We start from the raw sequence: 14,271 nt of genomic DNA on the forward strand, positions 1-14,271 counted from the left end.
CCAGTCTTCGGACGCAGCGCGCCACCGATGCGCGCAGACGCGAACCGGGGGGATCGCATGCGGAACGGGGAGACAGGCCGATCCGGAGGTGGGGCGCATCGCGGGCCCGTTCCGCCCTCGCGCCGTTCGGTCCTAGCAGGGTTGGGCGCCGTCCTGGCCTCGGCCGATCCGGCGTCCGCCGAGCCGGCGCCGCCCAGCACGGTGACGAACCCGCCGCGCGACTTCCGCCCCGGCGCAGCCCCCACCACCTATTTCACCGATCCCGACGTGCTCGCAGTGGATCCCGCTTTCGAGGCCTACATCGTCCCGAACAGCGCGATCCGCCGCCTCTGGACCGGCGCCCTCTGGGCGGAGGGGCCGGCCTGGAATGCGGTCGGCCGGTATCTGGTCTGGAGCGATATCCCAAACAACCGCCAGATGCGGTGGCTCGAGGAGGACGGGCACGTCTCCGCCTTCCGCGCGCCGAGCAACAATTCCAACGGCAACAGCTTCGATCGGCAGGGGCGGCAGCTCAGCTGCGAGCACACCGGCCGGCGCGTGGTCCGCTACGAACTCGACGGCTCGGCGACGGTGCTGGCCGACAGCTTCGCGGGCAAGCCGCTCACCTCGCCCAACGACGTGGTCCAGCACGTCGACGGATCGTATTGGTTCACCGATCCGCCCTATGGCGGCCTGCTCTACGAGGGTTTGCCGGACGAGCCGGGCGGTCCCTCGAACCCCCAGGGCCATCTCAACCCGCGCCTCGGTCAGCCCGCCGGGGTCGCACCGGGACGGCGGGCGCTGCCGAACGCGGTCTACCGCATCGACCCGTCCGGCCGGGTCGACCGGGTTCTGACCGACGATGCGGTTCCGGACCCCAACGGCCTCTGTTTCTCCCCCGACCATCGGACCCTCTATGTCTGTTCCACCGGCAAGGGACCGGGCGATACCGGCCCCGGGGGCAAAGGCGAGATCTACGCCTTCGACGTCGGGGACGGCGGCAGGCTCTCCGGACAACGGCTGTTCGCCGATTGCGTGGTCGATGGCGTCAAATGCGGACCGGACGGCGTGCGGACCGACGTCGACGGCAATGTCTGGGCGTCGAGCAACGCCGGCCGGACTGTGGGCTATAACGGTGTGACGATCTGGAACCCGGCGGGGAGACTGATCGGGCGGATCCGCCTGCCGGAGGTCTGCGGCAACCTCACCTTCGGCGGCCCCAAGCGGAACCGCCTGTTCATGACGGCTAGCCAGTCGCTCTACGCCCTGACGGTGAACACCCAGGGCGCCGGACCGGCCTGACGGCCGCGACCCGGGATCCGCCATGGCTGTCCGGGCGCCGGAGCGCTATCTGTCACGGGCATGAGTGAGGATTCCGCCGACCCAACCCTGGCCCGCCTCAGCGCGGCCCTCGGGGATCTGCCGACCCGGGGGCTTCCGCCGGTGGAGCGCTGGAGCCCGCCCTATTGCGGCGAGATCGACATCCGCATCGCCGCGGACGGGACCTGGTACCACAACGGCACGCCGATCCGCCGGGCGAAGCTGGTCCGCCTGTTCTCCACCATCCTGCGGCGCGAGGCAGACGGGCGGACCGTGCTGGTGACGCCGGTGGAGAGCGTCGGCATCACGGTCGAGGACGCCGCCTTCGCGGCGGTCGAGATGGCGGTCGACGGTTTCGGGCCGAACCGGCGCCTCTCCTTCCGGACCAATGTCGACGACCTCGTGCCCGTCGACGCCGAACACGCCCTGCGCTTCGAGGAAGAGCCGGACGGGGCCCTGAAACCCTATCTGCATGTCCGCGGCGGCCTCTGGGCGCTCGTCACCCGGGCGCTGACCTACGACCTCGTGGATCTCGCCGAGGAGCATCCCGTCGATGGACGGTCCTGGCTCGGGCTATGGGCCGGGGGCACCTTCTATCCCATCGCACCGGCCGCTGCGTGAGCGATCCCCGCGCCGCATTCCTCGCCCGCGCCGCGTCGGGCCTGTCGCCGCATCCCCCCGGGCCGGACGATCCGACCTCCAACCCGCGCGGCGACCATAGCCTCGATCCGGACGGCTCGGCCGTGATCCCGCCGCCGCCGCACCGGCGGGCCGCCGTGCTCGTGCCGGTGGTGTTCCGCCCGGAGGGGCCGAACCTCATCCTGACGCAGCGCGCCGCCAACCTCCGCGACCATTCCGGACAGGTCGCCCTGCCGGGGGGCAAGATCGACCCGTCCGATTCCACCCCCGCCGCCGCGGCCCTGCGGGAGGCCGAGGAGGAGATCGGCCTGCACCCCACCGCGGTGCAGCTCGTCGGCTATATCGACCCCTACCTGTCGGGAACGGGATTCCTCGTCACCCCGGTGATCGGCCTCGTCGCGCCTGAGGCAACCTACCGGCCCAATCCCGCCGAGGTGGCCGACGTGTTCGAGGTACCGCTGCCGGTGCTGATGGACCGGGAGCGCTATCGGCTGCGGTCGCGGGACTGGCAGGGCCGCACCCGCTGGTTCTACGCCGTCAACTTCGGCGAGCGGTTGATTTGGGGTGTCACCGCCGGGATTCTGAACAACCTCCGCGAACGGCTCTATCCGGAATCCGAACCGGGCGGGATCCGTCGCCCGGCCGTTTAGGCAACGAACATCCATGCTGCGTCGCGTCCTCGAAGAGTTCGGCCTCTTCCTCACCCCCTTCGGGTTATTCCTGGTCTACCTCCTGCTGGCGGGCCGCAACCCGCTGCGCCGGGTCCACTGGGATCCGCATCTCTTCCGCCTCGTGCTCGCCGGGTTGGCCGTTGTGATCGGCACGCTCGTCTACGAGGGCCTGTTCTCCGAGCGCCGGGCCGGCGGCTACGTGCCCACGCACATGGAGAACGGCCGATTGGTCCCCGGCGGCTTCCGGTGAGGCAGATCCTCGACCGCGCCGGCCTCTCGGCCCTCCTCGACCGGCCGGGCGTACGCCGGGCGCTCGCCGCCCTGGACGATCCGGGTGCCGAGACCCGTCTGGTCGGCGGATGCGTCCGCGATGCCCTTCTCGGCGTGTCGGCCGCCGATATCGACCTCGCGACGACGCTTCGGCCGGACGCCGTGATGACGCGTGCCCGCGCGGCCCCGGGCCTGAAGGCGGTGCCGACCGGGATCGAGCACGGCACCGTCACGCTGATCACCGAGGACGGGCCGATCGAGGTCACCACCCTGCGCGAAGATATCGAGACCGACGGGCGCCACGCGGTCGTCCGGTTCGGCAGCGACTTCGCGCGGGACGCGGAACGGCGCGACTTCACGGTCAACGCCCTGTCGCTCGGCATCGACGGGCAACTGCACGACACCGTCGGCGGGTTGGCGGATCTGGCGGGCGGACGGGTGCGCTTCATCGGCGATCCCACGACCCGGATCCGTGAGGATGCCCTGCGGATCCTGCGCTTCTTCCGCTTCCACGCACGCTTCGGCCGCGGGGCGCCCGACGCCGCGGCCCTCGCCGCCTGCGTGTCCGCGCGCGACAGCCTGGACCGGCTGTCGCGGGAGCGAGTCCGCGACGAGTTTTTGAAACTTCTGGCGGCAACCGGAGGCCCGACGATGGTCGTGACTCTGAGCGGCACCGGCCTGCTGCAGCGGATCACGGGCGGCGTCGGCGAGCTCGGGCGGCTGGAGCGCGCCGCCGGGGCGGGTCTGCCGCCGGTGATGCGGCTCGCGGCGCTGGCGGTCGCCGGCCGGCACGACGCGGATCGGCTGCGCGATCGGTTGCGGCTCTCGAACCAGGCGCACGCGCAGCTCACCGGCTATGCCGACACCCTGGCGGATCTGCACGGTCGGGCGCTGATCGGCACGATCGAGGCGCGGATCCTCGCGGCCGCACACGGCCTCCCGCTCCTGACCGCGACACTGGCGATTCTGGCCAGCGAGCCGAGGCCGGACATCACCGAGGATGCGTGGCAGACGCTGCGGATGATGGACGGGGCAGGGGGCGCGCCAACCTTTCCGCTGGCCGGGGCGGATCTGGTGGCGGCGGGCGTGGCGCCCGGTCCGGCGATTGGCCGGGGATTGTCCGCGGCCCGCAGGCTCTGGCTCGAACGCGGCTGTCCCAGCGGACCGGACGCCCGGGCCGAACTCCTGGCCCAGGCGCTGGCCGGCGCCGGCAAAGCGTAGCACCGTAATCCGTCAGCCTGGCGCTGTGATTGGGACGATCCGATCGGCCATCAGAGCTTGAGCAGCGCCTTGGTCTCCCGGAGCTGGACGATCTGGCCGTTCAGCTCCTCGCGCTTCTGCAGATCCTCGGTGGAGTCGCGCAGCAATTCGGCCGCCTCGATATCCTTGTCGAGCGATTCGGGCGTGAGTTCCTCGATCGGCGCGGCACGCTCGGCCAGCACGGTCACGGCGGTGGGACCGATATCGGCGAACCCGCCGCGGACATAGATGCGCTTGCCGCTGCCCTGGCTCTCGGTGACCACGATCACCCCGACCCGCAGGGAGGTCAGGACGGGGGCGTGGCCCGGCATCACGGTCATCTCGCCCTCGGTACCGGGCAACTGAACGGCGGTCACCTCGCCGGAATACAGCGTCCGCTCGGGGCCGACGAAATCGAAGTGGAAGGTGGCCATCTCAGGACAATCCCGGATCCGCGACAAGCTCTCCTCCCCCTTGCGGGGAGGAGGTGGAGGTGGGGGTGGTGCAGGATCGAGCGCAGCGGTTCCTTCTGCACCACCCCCACCCCCCGGGCCCCTCCCACCTAGATCGGGCATGCCCGATCCGGGCAAGTCCGATCCTGATCTCAGGCATGCCTGAGATCAGGGGGAGGGGAGGGTGCAGCCTTACGCGGCCTTCAGCTTCTTGGCCTTCTCCTGGGCCTGCTCGATCGTGCCGACCATATAGAAGGCCGCCTCAGGCAGGTCGTCGTAATCGCCGTTCACGAGGCCCTTGAAGCCCTTGATCGTGTCCTCCAGCGGCACCTGCACGCCGGGCGAGCCGGTGAACACCTCGGCCACCGTGAAGGGCTGCGAGAAGAAGCGCTCGATCTTGCGGGCGCGGGCCACGGTGAGCTTATCCTCCTCGGACAGCTCGTCCATGCCCAGGATCGCGATGATGTCCTGGAGCGCCTTGTAGCGCTGCAGGGTCTGCTGCACGCGGCGGGCGACGTCGTAATGCTCCTCGCCGAGGATCGCCGGCGACAGCATGCGCGAGGTCGAGTCGAGCGGATCCACCGCCGGGTAGATGCCCTTCTCGGCGATCGAGCGCGACAGCACGGTCGTGGCGTCGAGGTGGGCGAAGGAGGCGGCGGGCGCCGGATCGGTCAGATCGTCAGCCGGCACGTAGATCGCCTGCACCGAGGTGATCGAGCCCTTGTTGGTGGTGGTGATGCGCTCCTGGAGGGCACCCATGTCGGTGGCGAGCGTCGGCTGATAGCCCACCGCCGAGGGGATGCGGCCGAGCAGCGCCGACACTTCGGAGCCGGCCTGCGTGAAGCGGAAGATGTTGTCCACGAAGAACAGCACGTCCTGGCCCTCGTCGCGGAACTGCTCCGCGATGGTCAGGCCGGTGAGCGCCACCCGCGAGCGGGCGCCGGGGGACTCGTTCATCTGCCCGTAGACCAGGGCGCACTTGGAGCCCTCGGCCGAGCCGCCATGCTCCTTCGGGTCGACGTTCACCTTGGACTCGATCATCTCGTGATAGAGATCGTTGCCCTCGCGGGTCCGCTCACCGACGCCGGCGAACACCGAATAGCCGGAGTGCACCTTGGCGATGTTGTTGATCAGCTCCATGATCAGCACGGTCTTGCCGACGCCCGCGCCGCCGAATAGGCCGACCTTGCCGCCCTTCGAGTAGGGGGCCAGCAGATCCACCACCTTGATGCCGGTGACGAGGATCTGCGCCTCGGTCGACTGGTCGGCGTAGGACGGGGCAGGCTGGTGGATGGCGCGGTAGGTGTCGCACACCACCGGGCCGAGCTCGTCGATCGGCTCACCGATGACGTTCATGATCCGGCCGAGGGTGTTCATGCCCACCGGAACCTTGATCGGCTCGCCGGTATCCGTGCATTCCTGGCCCCGGGTCAGGCCCTCGGACGTGTCCATGGCGATGCAGCGGACGGTCTGCTCGCCGAGTTGCTGGGCGACCTCGAGGACGAGGCGGGCGCCGTTATTCTTGGTCTCCAGGGCGTTCAGGATCTCGGGCAGATGCCCGTCGAACTGCACGTCGACCACGGGGCCGATGACCTGGGTGATCTTGCCGACCTTGTTGGAGCCGGCGCCGGGGAGTGCGGTGTTGGCCATGATATCCTCGTTGTCCGTGCCGGCGCACGAATCGCGCCGGCCATATCTTCGATCGACCAGATCCGGCTCAAGCGTCCGTCAGCTCGAGTCGTACTTCGACACGGGCCATACGCTCGTCGAAACGGTCCATGCGCCCATTCATGGTCGCAACCTGCATCTCGATGGCGGTCAGCCGCGACTTCACGTCCTTGAGGTCGAGGCGCGCTTCGGAGACGTCACGCCGAAGGGCGCGCAGGTGCTCCGAAACCAGGTTCTCGACCTCGCTCGTCATCGTGTAACGCCTTCGGCATGCCCTCTTATCACAACGCCTCGGCGCCGGAGATGATCTCGATGAGTTCCTTGGTGATCATGGCCTGACGCGTGCGGTTGTAGATGAGCGTCTGCTTCTTGATCATCTCGCCCGCGTTGCGGGTGGCCGAGTCCATGGCGCTCATGCGGGCGCCCTGTTCGGAGGCGGCGTTCTCGAGGAGCGCCCGGTAGATCTGCACCGTCAGGTTCTTCGGCAGCAGCGTCTCCAGGATCGCCTCCTCGGAGGGCTCGAATTCCAGGGCGGCGTCGCCTCCGACCACCTTCGCGCTGGTGTCGACCTCGGGCAGTTCGGCCGGGATCAGCCGCTGGGCGGTGGGGACCTGCGAGATGACCGACCGGAATTCGGAGAAGAACAGGGTCGCCACGTCGAACTCGCCGGCCTCGAAGCGGGCCAGGATCCGGTCGGCGATCTCGGCGGCGAACGGGTAATCCACCGGACGGTTGCCGCGGATATCCATGCTCTCGACGATCTGGTCGCGGTACAGGCGCCGCAGCTGGTCGTAGCCCTTCTTGCCGACGGTCATGATCTTGACGGTCTTGCCCGCGGCGGTGAGCTTCTGGGCGTGCTCGCGGACCGCGAGACGGACGATCGAGGAGTTGAAGGCACCGCACAGGCCACGATCGCCGGTGCAGACCACCAGGAGATGGGTCTGCTCCGAGCCGGTACCGGACAGAAGCCTCGGCGCGCCGACGCCGCCGATCAGATTACCGGCGAGGTTGCCCAGAACCATGGCCATCTTCTCGGCATAGGGACGGCCCGCCTCGGCGGCCAACTGCGCCCGGCGCAGCTTGGCGGCGGCGACCATCTGCATGGCCTTGGTGATCTTCTGCGTCGCCTTCACCGAGGTGATGCGGTTACGCAGGTCCTTCAAACTCGCCATCGGGTGAGGTCCAGGTCCGTTCCAAAGGGCCTCTCCTCCCCGTAGCGGGGAGGAGCCGGAGGTGGGGTGATTCAGGATGGAGCGGCGCCGGTGCCTCCTGCACCACCCCCACCCCTACCCCTCTCCGCAAGGAGGAGGGGCCGGTGCCTCAGCGGATCGGGATGCCTTACCCGATCGACTTGGCGACGCTCTCGATCACGCCCTTCAGCTTGCCGGCGCTCTCGTCCGACAGGTCCTTCGAGGTGGCGATCGCGTCGAGCAGATCCTTGTGCTTCGTGCGCAGGGTGCTCAGCAGCGCAACCTCGAAGGGACGGACCTTGCTGACCGGCATCTTGTCGAGATAGCCGTTCACGCCGGCGTAGATAACCGCGACCTGCTCCTCCATCTTCAGCGGCGAGAATTGCGGCTGCTTCAGGAGTTCGGTGAGCCGCGACCCGCGGTTCAGAAGCTGCTGGGTCGAAGCATCGAGATCGGAGCCGAACTGCGCGAAGGCCGCCATCTCGCGGTACTGCGCCAGCTCGCCCTTGATCTTGCCGGCGACCTTCTTCATCGCCTTGGTCTGGGCCGAGGAGCCCACCCGCGAGACCGAGAGGCCGACGTTCACCGCCGGGCGGATGCCCTGGTAGAACAGGTCGGTCTCGAGGAAGATCTGGCCGTCGGTGATCGAGATCACGTTGGTCGGGATATAGGCCGAGACGTCGTTGGCCTGGGTCTCGATGACCGGCAGCGCGGTCAGCGAGCCGTTGCCGGCCGCGTCGCCCATCTTGGCGGCGCGCTCGAGCAGGCGGCTATGCAGGTAGAACACGTCGCCCGGGTAGGCCTCGCGGCCAGGCGGGCGGCGCAGCAGCAGCGACATCTGGCGGTAGGCCACCGCCTGCTTCGAGAGATCGTCGTACACGATCACGGCGTGCATGCCGTTATCGCGAAAATACTCGCCCATGGCGCAGCCGGCGAAGGGCGCGATGAACTGCATCGGCGCGGCGTCCGAGGCAGTCGCGGCGATGACGATGGAGTATTCCAGGGCGCCCTGGTCCTCGAGCACCTTCACGAACTGGGCCACCGTCGAGCGCTTCTGGCCGATGGCGACGTAGATGCAGTAGAGCTTGGACTTCTCGTCCCCGCCCGCAGCGTGGCCGGGCTTCTGGTTGAGGATCGTATCGAGGGCGATGGCGGTCTTGCCGGTCTGGCGGTCGCCGATGATCAGCTCGCGCTGGCCGCGGCCCACCGGGATCAGGGCGTCGATCGCCTTCAGACCCGTGGCCATCGGCTCGTGCACCGACTTGCGCGGGATGATACCCGGGGCCTTCACGTCGACCCGGCGACGCTCGGTCGAGGTGATCGGGCCCTTGCCGTCGATCGGGTTGCCCAGCGCGTCGACGACGCGGCCGAGCAGGCCCTTGCCCACCGGCACGTCCACGATGGCGCCGGTCCGCTTGACGGTCTGGCCTTCCTTGATCTCGCGGTCGGAGCCGAAGATCACGATGCCGACGTTGTCCTGCTCGAGGTTCAGGGCCATGCCGCGCACGCCCGATTCGAACTCGACCATCTCGCCGGCCTGGACGTTGTCGAGGCCGTAGGCGCGGGCGATGCCGTCGCCGACGGACAGGACCTGCCCGACCTCGGAGACCTCGGCCTCCTCGCCGAAGTTCTTGATCTGCTCTTTCAGGATCGCGGAGATCTCGGCGGCGCGGATGTCCATACTCGGGCCTCTGTCGCTGATGCGTTCTGTGCGTGTTCGGATCGGATGGGGGCGCTTACGGCGCGGCCCGCATCGCGAGGCGGATACCGTTGAGCTTGGTCCTGAGGGACGCGTCGACCATGCGCGATCCCATCTTCACGATCAGGCCGCCGATCAGGCTCGGATCGACGATCAGGTCGAGGTCGATATCGGCCTTGGCGATGTCGCGCAGCGACGCCTTGATCTCCTCGATCACGGTGTCGGAGGGCTTCTCGGCCACCCGCACCTGAGCGCGCACGATCCCCTTCGAATCCTGCACCAGGGCCCGGAACGCGGTGATCATGTCGGGAAGGGCGAAGAGCCGGCGGTTGGAGGCCGCCAGGCGGATGAAGTTGGCGGCGAGCCCGCCGATCTCGGCCTTGTCGAGCACCGCGCCGATGGCGGCCGCCTGCTCCTCGGCGCCGAAGACGGGGCTGCGGACCAAGCGGCGCAGATCCGCGCTCTCCCGCAACATTGCCTCGAACCGACCGAGCGCCTCGGCGACGGCGTCGACCTGGCGCTCGTCGCGCGCCAAGTCGAACAGGGCGGAAGCGTACCGGCCCGCCACGCCTGCGACCAGGGGACCAGCCTCGGAACCGTTCTGCGCCACCCGTCGCTCTCTTCTCTGGTTGCCCGCCCGCTCCGTGCGCTCCGGCGGGGAGCGCGGTGCGAGACCGTTCGGGACGTGGGGTCGCGCCGACAGCGGGCAGGGTCGAAGACCGCCCTTTGTGGCGCGGCGACCGCCTAGCATGCCGGCATGGCCGCGCGCAACACGGACGCGGCTGTCGCTGCGCGGTAGGACGGCGGAAGTGTGACGCCGGGCGGCCCTCAGCAGGCGAGCCGGTCGCAGCGCCGCATGCTCGCGATCATCTTCGCCATCGCGCGGGCCCCCGGATGGCCGAGGATGCCGCTGTTGCCGAGAACGTAGGACGGCGTGGCGTAGAGCCCGAGATCCGCGGCCATCCGCATCTGGCTCTTGAGTGCGACGCGCACCTCGTCGCTGTCGGCGATCTCCTCGATCTCCGCCTGCGGAACGCCCAGGGCTGTGGCCGCATTCAGCGCGCCGGGCCCATCGATCCGGCCCGGCTTGCCGAGAACGGTCCGATAGAAGCCCCAGGCCGCCTCCGATCCGAGCCTGCGCTGCACGGCCAGCATGACCTTGGCGGCCTGGGCCGATTGCGGGGACAGAATCGGATTGTGGACAAGCCCGATGCGCAGTTCGGCGTCGCCGTCGTGCAGTGCCACCACGTCGGCCGCGGCCTTCCGACAATACGGACAGTTGAAGTCGAAGAACTCGTAGAGCGTGGTCCCGGGATCGCGCGGCCCGACATAGGTAACGCCGTGCAGGGTGGGGATCTGGCCCGTGATCTCGCCGGGCAGGATCGCGTTGGCAACCGGCTTCCCGTCGTCGCCGTTGACCGCCACCCGCTGTCCGTAGGATTGCGCGGCCGCGCGGCCGAGTCCTGAGCCCAGCACGGAGCCGGCGGCGGCGAGGAGGTGACGTCGGGAAACGGGCATGAGTCTCGTCCGGGGCATCGCGGGTCCGCTCGGGCCGCACCGGGGCGGTGGCGGATCGGAACGACGGGGTCGCGTCGGATTGATGGCCGGGCCGGGTGAACGTGGCCCTACCGGAGGCCCTTCGGCCGCTCGCCCACGGCCCAGGCCAGTGCCTGCTCCAGCCGGTCGTTGCCCCAGAACAGCTCGCCGTCATCCGCCAGGAAGGTCGGGGCCCCGTAGATTCCGCGGGAGCGCGCCTCCTCGACGCTCACTCGCAGCTTGGTCTTGTTGGCCTCGGCGGCGGCGGCCCGCACGGTCTGCGTCCCGTCGAGGCCCAGCGTGTCGAGGATCTCGGCGACGGAAGCGGGCTCCGCGATGGAGCGGCCCTCGGCGAAGCTCGCGGCAAAGACGGCCTTCGAGAACGGCACCAGCCAATCCTGGTCCTGGCCCAGGATGGCGACCCGCACGGCGCTGAGGCTGTTCTGCGGGAATTGCGCCGGGCGGGTCAGCGGTGGCAGGCCGAGGCGCGCGGCCTCGCGCTCGACGTCCCGCCACATATTCTTGCCCTTGGCCGGGTAGAGGTTGAACGGTGAGGACGTCCAGCCCTGCGAGGCGAAGAGCGGCCCGACCAGGAAGGGCCGCCACCGCACCGCGACCCCGGCCTCCGCGGCGGCGTCCTCGACGCGCATCGCCGCGAGATACGAATACGTGGAGGCGAATTCGTACCAGAACTCCAGAATCGGCTGGCGCGCCATAGACTTCGCTTCTCCGATGCACTCACGCGGCGATGACGACAGGCAACGCCCGCGCCGTTTCTTGCACAGCCGCAAGGCCGCCGTGAGGCGAAACGCGGCCGATCCTCCGGCATCGGGCCTACGCGCGAGACGGCACGCCGGTTGCAGGCCGATGACACCCGCGATAAGCCGCGGATGCCCCGCCTCAGTTCCGGAAGCCGCATGTCCGTCCCCGCGAAGAGCCCCGTGAAGAAGGTCGTGCTGGCCTATTCCGGCGGCCTCGATACCTCGATCATCCTGAAGTGGCTGCAGACCACCTACGGCTGCGAAGTGGTGACCTTCACGGCCGATCTCGGCCAGGGGGAGGAGCTGGAGCCGGCGCGCCGCAAGGCCGAGCTGCTCGGGATCAAGCCCGAGAACATCTTCATCGAGGACCTGCGCGAGGAATTCGTCCGCGACTACGTCTTCCCGATGTTCCGGGCGAACGCCGTCTACGAGGGCGTCTACCTGCTGGGCACCTCGATCGCCCGGCCGCTGATCGCCAAGAAACAGATCGAGATCGCCGAACGGGTCGGGGCTGACGCGGTCTGCCACGGCGCCACCGGCAAGGGCAACGACCAGGTCCGATTCGAGCTCGGCTACTACGCCCTGAAGCCGGACGTGACGGTGATCGCGCCGTGGCGCGAATGGGACCTGCGCTCCCGCGAGCAGCTGATCGCCTTCGCCGAGCAGCACCAGATCCCGATCGCCAAGGACAAGCGCGGCGAGAGCCCGTTCTCGGTGGACGCCAACCTCCTGCACGCCTCCTCGGAGGGCAAGGTGCTGGAGGATCCGGCCGTCGAGGTGCCCGATTACGTCTTTTCGCGGACGATCTCGCCCGAGCAGGCGCCGGACACGCCGACCGTCATCACCATCGGGTTCGAAAAGGGCGACGCGGTCTCGATCGACGGCGAGAAACTCTCGCCCGCGAGCCTGCTGGCCAAGCTCAACCAGCTCGGCCACGACAACGGCATCGGGCGGCTCGACCTCGTCGAGAATCGCTTCGTCGGCATGAAGAGCCGCGGTATGTACGAGACGCCCGGCGGCACGATCCTGCTGCCGGCCCACAGGGCGATCGAGTCGATCACGCTAGACCGCGGCGCCGCGCATCTCAAGGATCAGCTGATGCCGCAATACGCGGAGCTGATCTACAACGGCTTCTGGTTCTCGCCGGAGCGCGAGATGATCCAGGCGCTGATCGATCGGAGCCAGGAGAAGGTCACCGGCACGGTGCGGTTGAAGCTCTACAAGGGCGGCGTTTACGTGATCGGCCGCGAGAGCCCGTACTCCCTCTACGACCAGGATCTCGTGACCTTCGAAGAAGGCGCCGTCGCCTATGACCATCGCGACGCGGCGGGCTTCATCAAGCTCAACGCGCTCCGGCTGCGGACGCTGGCGCAGCGCGGGAAGCGCGGGGGCTGAGCCGCCCGCCGCTCAGGCGGGTTCCCACGCCGGGGACCCGCCGGTCCGACGGAACGTACCGGGCCCGAGATCGGCGTAGCGCAGGAAGATCTGCAGGGCCGGCTGCATCTCGCGGTGGAGGCGGACGAGATGCGTCTGCGCATCTTCGTCGTCATTGGCGGCCGCTCCGGGGACCGCAGCCAAGTGGCGGGCCATATCGGCGGTGTAGGGACCCGGTCCGCCGTAAGGCTGGGCGGGATCGACATAGGGCACGCCCCGGGCGGTATCCCAGGCGTAGCCGAGCCTTGGAATCAGCGCCAGATGCTCCGGGGTCACCGCGAAGGTGATGTGCTCGGGCGTCTCGCCGGTCTGCGCATCCCGGAACACGTCGCCGACCGTGCTGTGGTCCAGCTTGGCCAGCGCATTGTGATACTGGTAGCGGCCGGGCTTCAGCTGCGCATTCTGTGCGAAGACCGCGAGGCCGTCCTCCAGGGCCCGGTGCTCCTCCTCGGCGCCCTCGTCGTCACCGGTGACGTTGGCGATATCGCCGTCCCGGTCGAGGCTGCCATAGGGCGCCTCCGGGTGGACGGTGGGCGCCCCCGGCTCGACACCGCCCCAGGCGACGACCATCCGGCGGATCAGCGCGATGCGCTCCAGGGTGAGGTCGTAGACGGCGTCGGTCATTGGAGGTCGGCCCCGGGTGTCACGTTTCGAAGGCACGTCTTACAGAGACGGATGGGCGCCTGCTACCGCCGCAGGCACCCCGTCAGCCCCTCGACCTGACCCATCATCGCCTGGATCCGCGCGGCGCGGCGGCGCACCCCAGGGGAGGGGTGGCCGGCGCTGCGGGTGATCGGATTCGGCAGGACGGCGGCCAGGAGCGCCGCCTCGCCGCGGGTCAGCCGGCTCGCATCCTTGCCGAACCAGTGCCGGCTTGCGGCCTGCGCGCCGTAGATCCCGTCGCCCCATTCGGCGACGTTCAGGTAGATCTCCATCATCCGCCGCTTGCCCCAGAGGGCGTCGAGCGCGAGCGCCAGCGGGATCTCCAGGCCCTTCCGGATGTAGGATCGGCCGGGCCACAGGAAGACGTTCTTCACCGTCTGCATGGCGATCGTCGAGGCGCCGCGGCTCGGCGAATCCTCGTCCTCCACAACCTCGCGGATCGCCCCGAGATCGACGCCGTTGTCGAGGCAGAAGCGCTGGTCCTCCGAGGCGATCACCGCCTGCGGCAGCACCGGCGCGATCGCCGAGAGCGGGACCGGATCCCGACTGACCGGCTGAAGCGTCAACCACCGTCCGAGCATCAGGGTCGACGGCGGCATCATCGCGCTATAGACGAGCGCCAAGACGAGCACGAGACCGAAACCGGTGGCGGGGAGCAGCAGCAGCATCCCCACGACCTGGCGGACACGGCGGGGGCGTCGCGGGCGGGCGCGCGGGAGATCGCGTTCCGCCGCATCACCCCTGCCTTCG

General features: G+C 69.1%; 16 protein-coding genes. 6 read left to right on the plus strand and 10 right to left on the minus strand.

From position 1 onward, the window contains the following. Positions 1–57: 57 nt before the first annotated feature. The 5 genes from MKK69_RS28250 to MKK69_RS28270 are packed head-to-tail and all read left to right on the plus strand — an operon-like array spanning position 58 to position 4,100. Positions 58–1,281, plus strand: coding sequence for an SMP-30/gluconolactonase/LRE family protein (locus MKK69_RS28250; RefSeq protein WP_243973481.1), 1,224 nt, complete (start codon positions 58–60; stop codon positions 1,279–1,281). Positions 1,282–1,341: 60 nt separating this feature from the next. Beyond that, positions 1,342–1,920 (plus strand): DUF1285 domain-containing protein, encoded by a 579-nt coding sequence (locus tag MKK69_RS28255; RefSeq protein WP_243973482.1) that lies wholly within the window; start codon positions 1,342–1,344, stop codon positions 1,918–1,920. Next, positions 1,875–2,588 carry a CoA pyrophosphatase gene (locus MKK69_RS28260; protein WP_409564904.1) on the plus strand — a complete coding sequence of 238 codons (714 nt, stop codon included), beginning with the start codon at positions 1,875–1,877 and terminating at the stop codon, positions 2,586–2,588. Before MKK69_RS28255 ends, MKK69_RS28260 begins: the two co-directional genes overlap by 46 nt. Before the next feature lie 13 nt (positions 2,589–2,601). Continuing rightward, positions 2,602–2,859, plus strand: a complete 258-nt coding sequence (locus tag MKK69_RS28265) for a DUF6111 family protein (RefSeq protein WP_243973484.1) — start codon at positions 2,602–2,604, stop codon at positions 2,857–2,859. Further along, positions 2,856–4,100, plus strand: a complete 1,245-nt coding sequence (locus tag MKK69_RS28270; RefSeq protein ID WP_243973485.1) for a CCA tRNA nucleotidyltransferase — start codon at positions 2,856–2,858, stop codon at positions 4,098–4,100. The genes MKK69_RS28265 and MKK69_RS28270 overlap by 4 nt, the downstream gene beginning before the upstream one ends. Before the next feature lie 50 nt (positions 4,101–4,150). On the opposite strand, the gene MKK69_RS28275 is transcribed toward MKK69_RS28270, so the two are convergent. The 8 genes from MKK69_RS28275 to MKK69_RS28310 form a co-directional block, all read right to left on the minus strand. Beyond that, positions 4,151–4,552 carry a F0F1 ATP synthase subunit epsilon gene (locus MKK69_RS28275; protein WP_243973486.1) on the minus strand — a complete coding sequence of 134 codons (402 nt, stop codon included), beginning with the start codon at positions 4,550–4,552 and terminating at the stop codon, positions 4,151–4,153. Between the two features lie 210 nt (positions 4,553–4,762). Beyond that, entirely contained in the window at positions 4,763–6,220 is a 1,458-nt protein-coding gene (gene atpD / locus MKK69_RS28280; RefSeq protein ID WP_243973487.1) for a F0F1 ATP synthase subunit beta, read from the minus strand. A gap of 67 nt (positions 6,221–6,287) precedes the next feature. After that, positions 6,288–6,491 carry a hypothetical protein gene (locus MKK69_RS28285; protein WP_243973488.1) on the minus strand — a complete coding sequence of 68 codons (204 nt, stop codon included), beginning with the start codon at positions 6,489–6,491 and terminating at the stop codon, positions 6,288–6,290. A 28-nt stretch (positions 6,492–6,519) separates the two neighbouring features. After that, positions 6,520–7,410 carry a F0F1 ATP synthase subunit gamma gene (locus tag MKK69_RS28290; protein WP_243973489.1) on the minus strand — a complete coding sequence of 297 codons (891 nt, stop codon included), beginning with the start codon at positions 7,408–7,410 and terminating at the stop codon, positions 6,520–6,522. A gap of 166 nt (positions 7,411–7,576) precedes the next feature. Continuing rightward, positions 7,577–9,109, minus strand: coding sequence for a F0F1 ATP synthase subunit alpha (gene atpA, locus MKK69_RS28295; protein WP_243973490.1), 1,533 nt, complete (start codon positions 9,107–9,109; stop codon positions 7,577–7,579). Between the two features lie 55 nt (positions 9,110–9,164). Beyond that, on the minus strand, positions 9,165–9,737 hold the full coding sequence (locus tag MKK69_RS28300) for a F0F1 ATP synthase subunit delta (RefSeq protein WP_243973491.1): 573 nt from the start codon (positions 9,735–9,737) through the stop codon (positions 9,165–9,167). A 218-nt stretch (positions 9,738–9,955) separates the two neighbouring features. Then, on the minus strand, positions 9,956–10,645 hold the full coding sequence (locus MKK69_RS28305) for a DsbA family protein (RefSeq protein ID WP_243973492.1): 690 nt from the start codon (positions 10,643–10,645) through the stop codon (positions 9,956–9,958). Positions 10,646–10,752: 107 nt separating this feature from the next. Then, the gene (locus tag MKK69_RS28310; RefSeq protein ID WP_243973493.1) at positions 10,753–11,379 is read right to left on the minus strand and encodes a 2-hydroxychromene-2-carboxylate isomerase; all 627 of its coding nucleotides are present in this window, start codon (positions 11,377–11,379) and stop codon (positions 10,753–10,755) included. Between the two features lie 201 nt (positions 11,380–11,580). Here MKK69_RS28310 and MKK69_RS28315 point away from each other — a divergent pair, with 201 nt between their 5' ends. After that, the gene (locus MKK69_RS28315; RefSeq protein ID WP_243973494.1) at positions 11,581–12,819 is read left to right on the plus strand and encodes an argininosuccinate synthase; all 1,239 of its coding nucleotides are present in this window, start codon (positions 11,581–11,583) and stop codon (positions 12,817–12,819) included. A gap of 12 nt (positions 12,820–12,831) precedes the next feature. Here the strand turns inward: MKK69_RS28315 and MKK69_RS28320 are convergent, their stop codons facing one another. After that, the gene (locus tag MKK69_RS28320) at positions 12,832–13,482 is read right to left on the minus strand and encodes a hypothetical protein (protein WP_243973495.1); all 651 of its coding nucleotides are present in this window, start codon (positions 13,480–13,482) and stop codon (positions 12,832–12,834) included. Positions 13,483–13,544: 62 nt separating this feature from the next. After that, complete coding sequence (gene mtgA / locus MKK69_RS28325; protein WP_243973496.1) at positions 13,545–14,189, minus strand: monofunctional biosynthetic peptidoglycan transglycosylase; 645 nt, start codon at positions 14,187–14,189, stop codon at positions 13,545–13,547. Between the last annotated feature and the right edge of the window lie 82 nt (positions 14,190–14,271).

Source organism: Methylobacterium sp. J-026 (genome assembly GCF_022829585.1).
Taxonomy (GTDB): Bacteria; Pseudomonadota; Alphaproteobacteria; order Rhizobiales; family Beijerinckiaceae; genus Methylobacterium.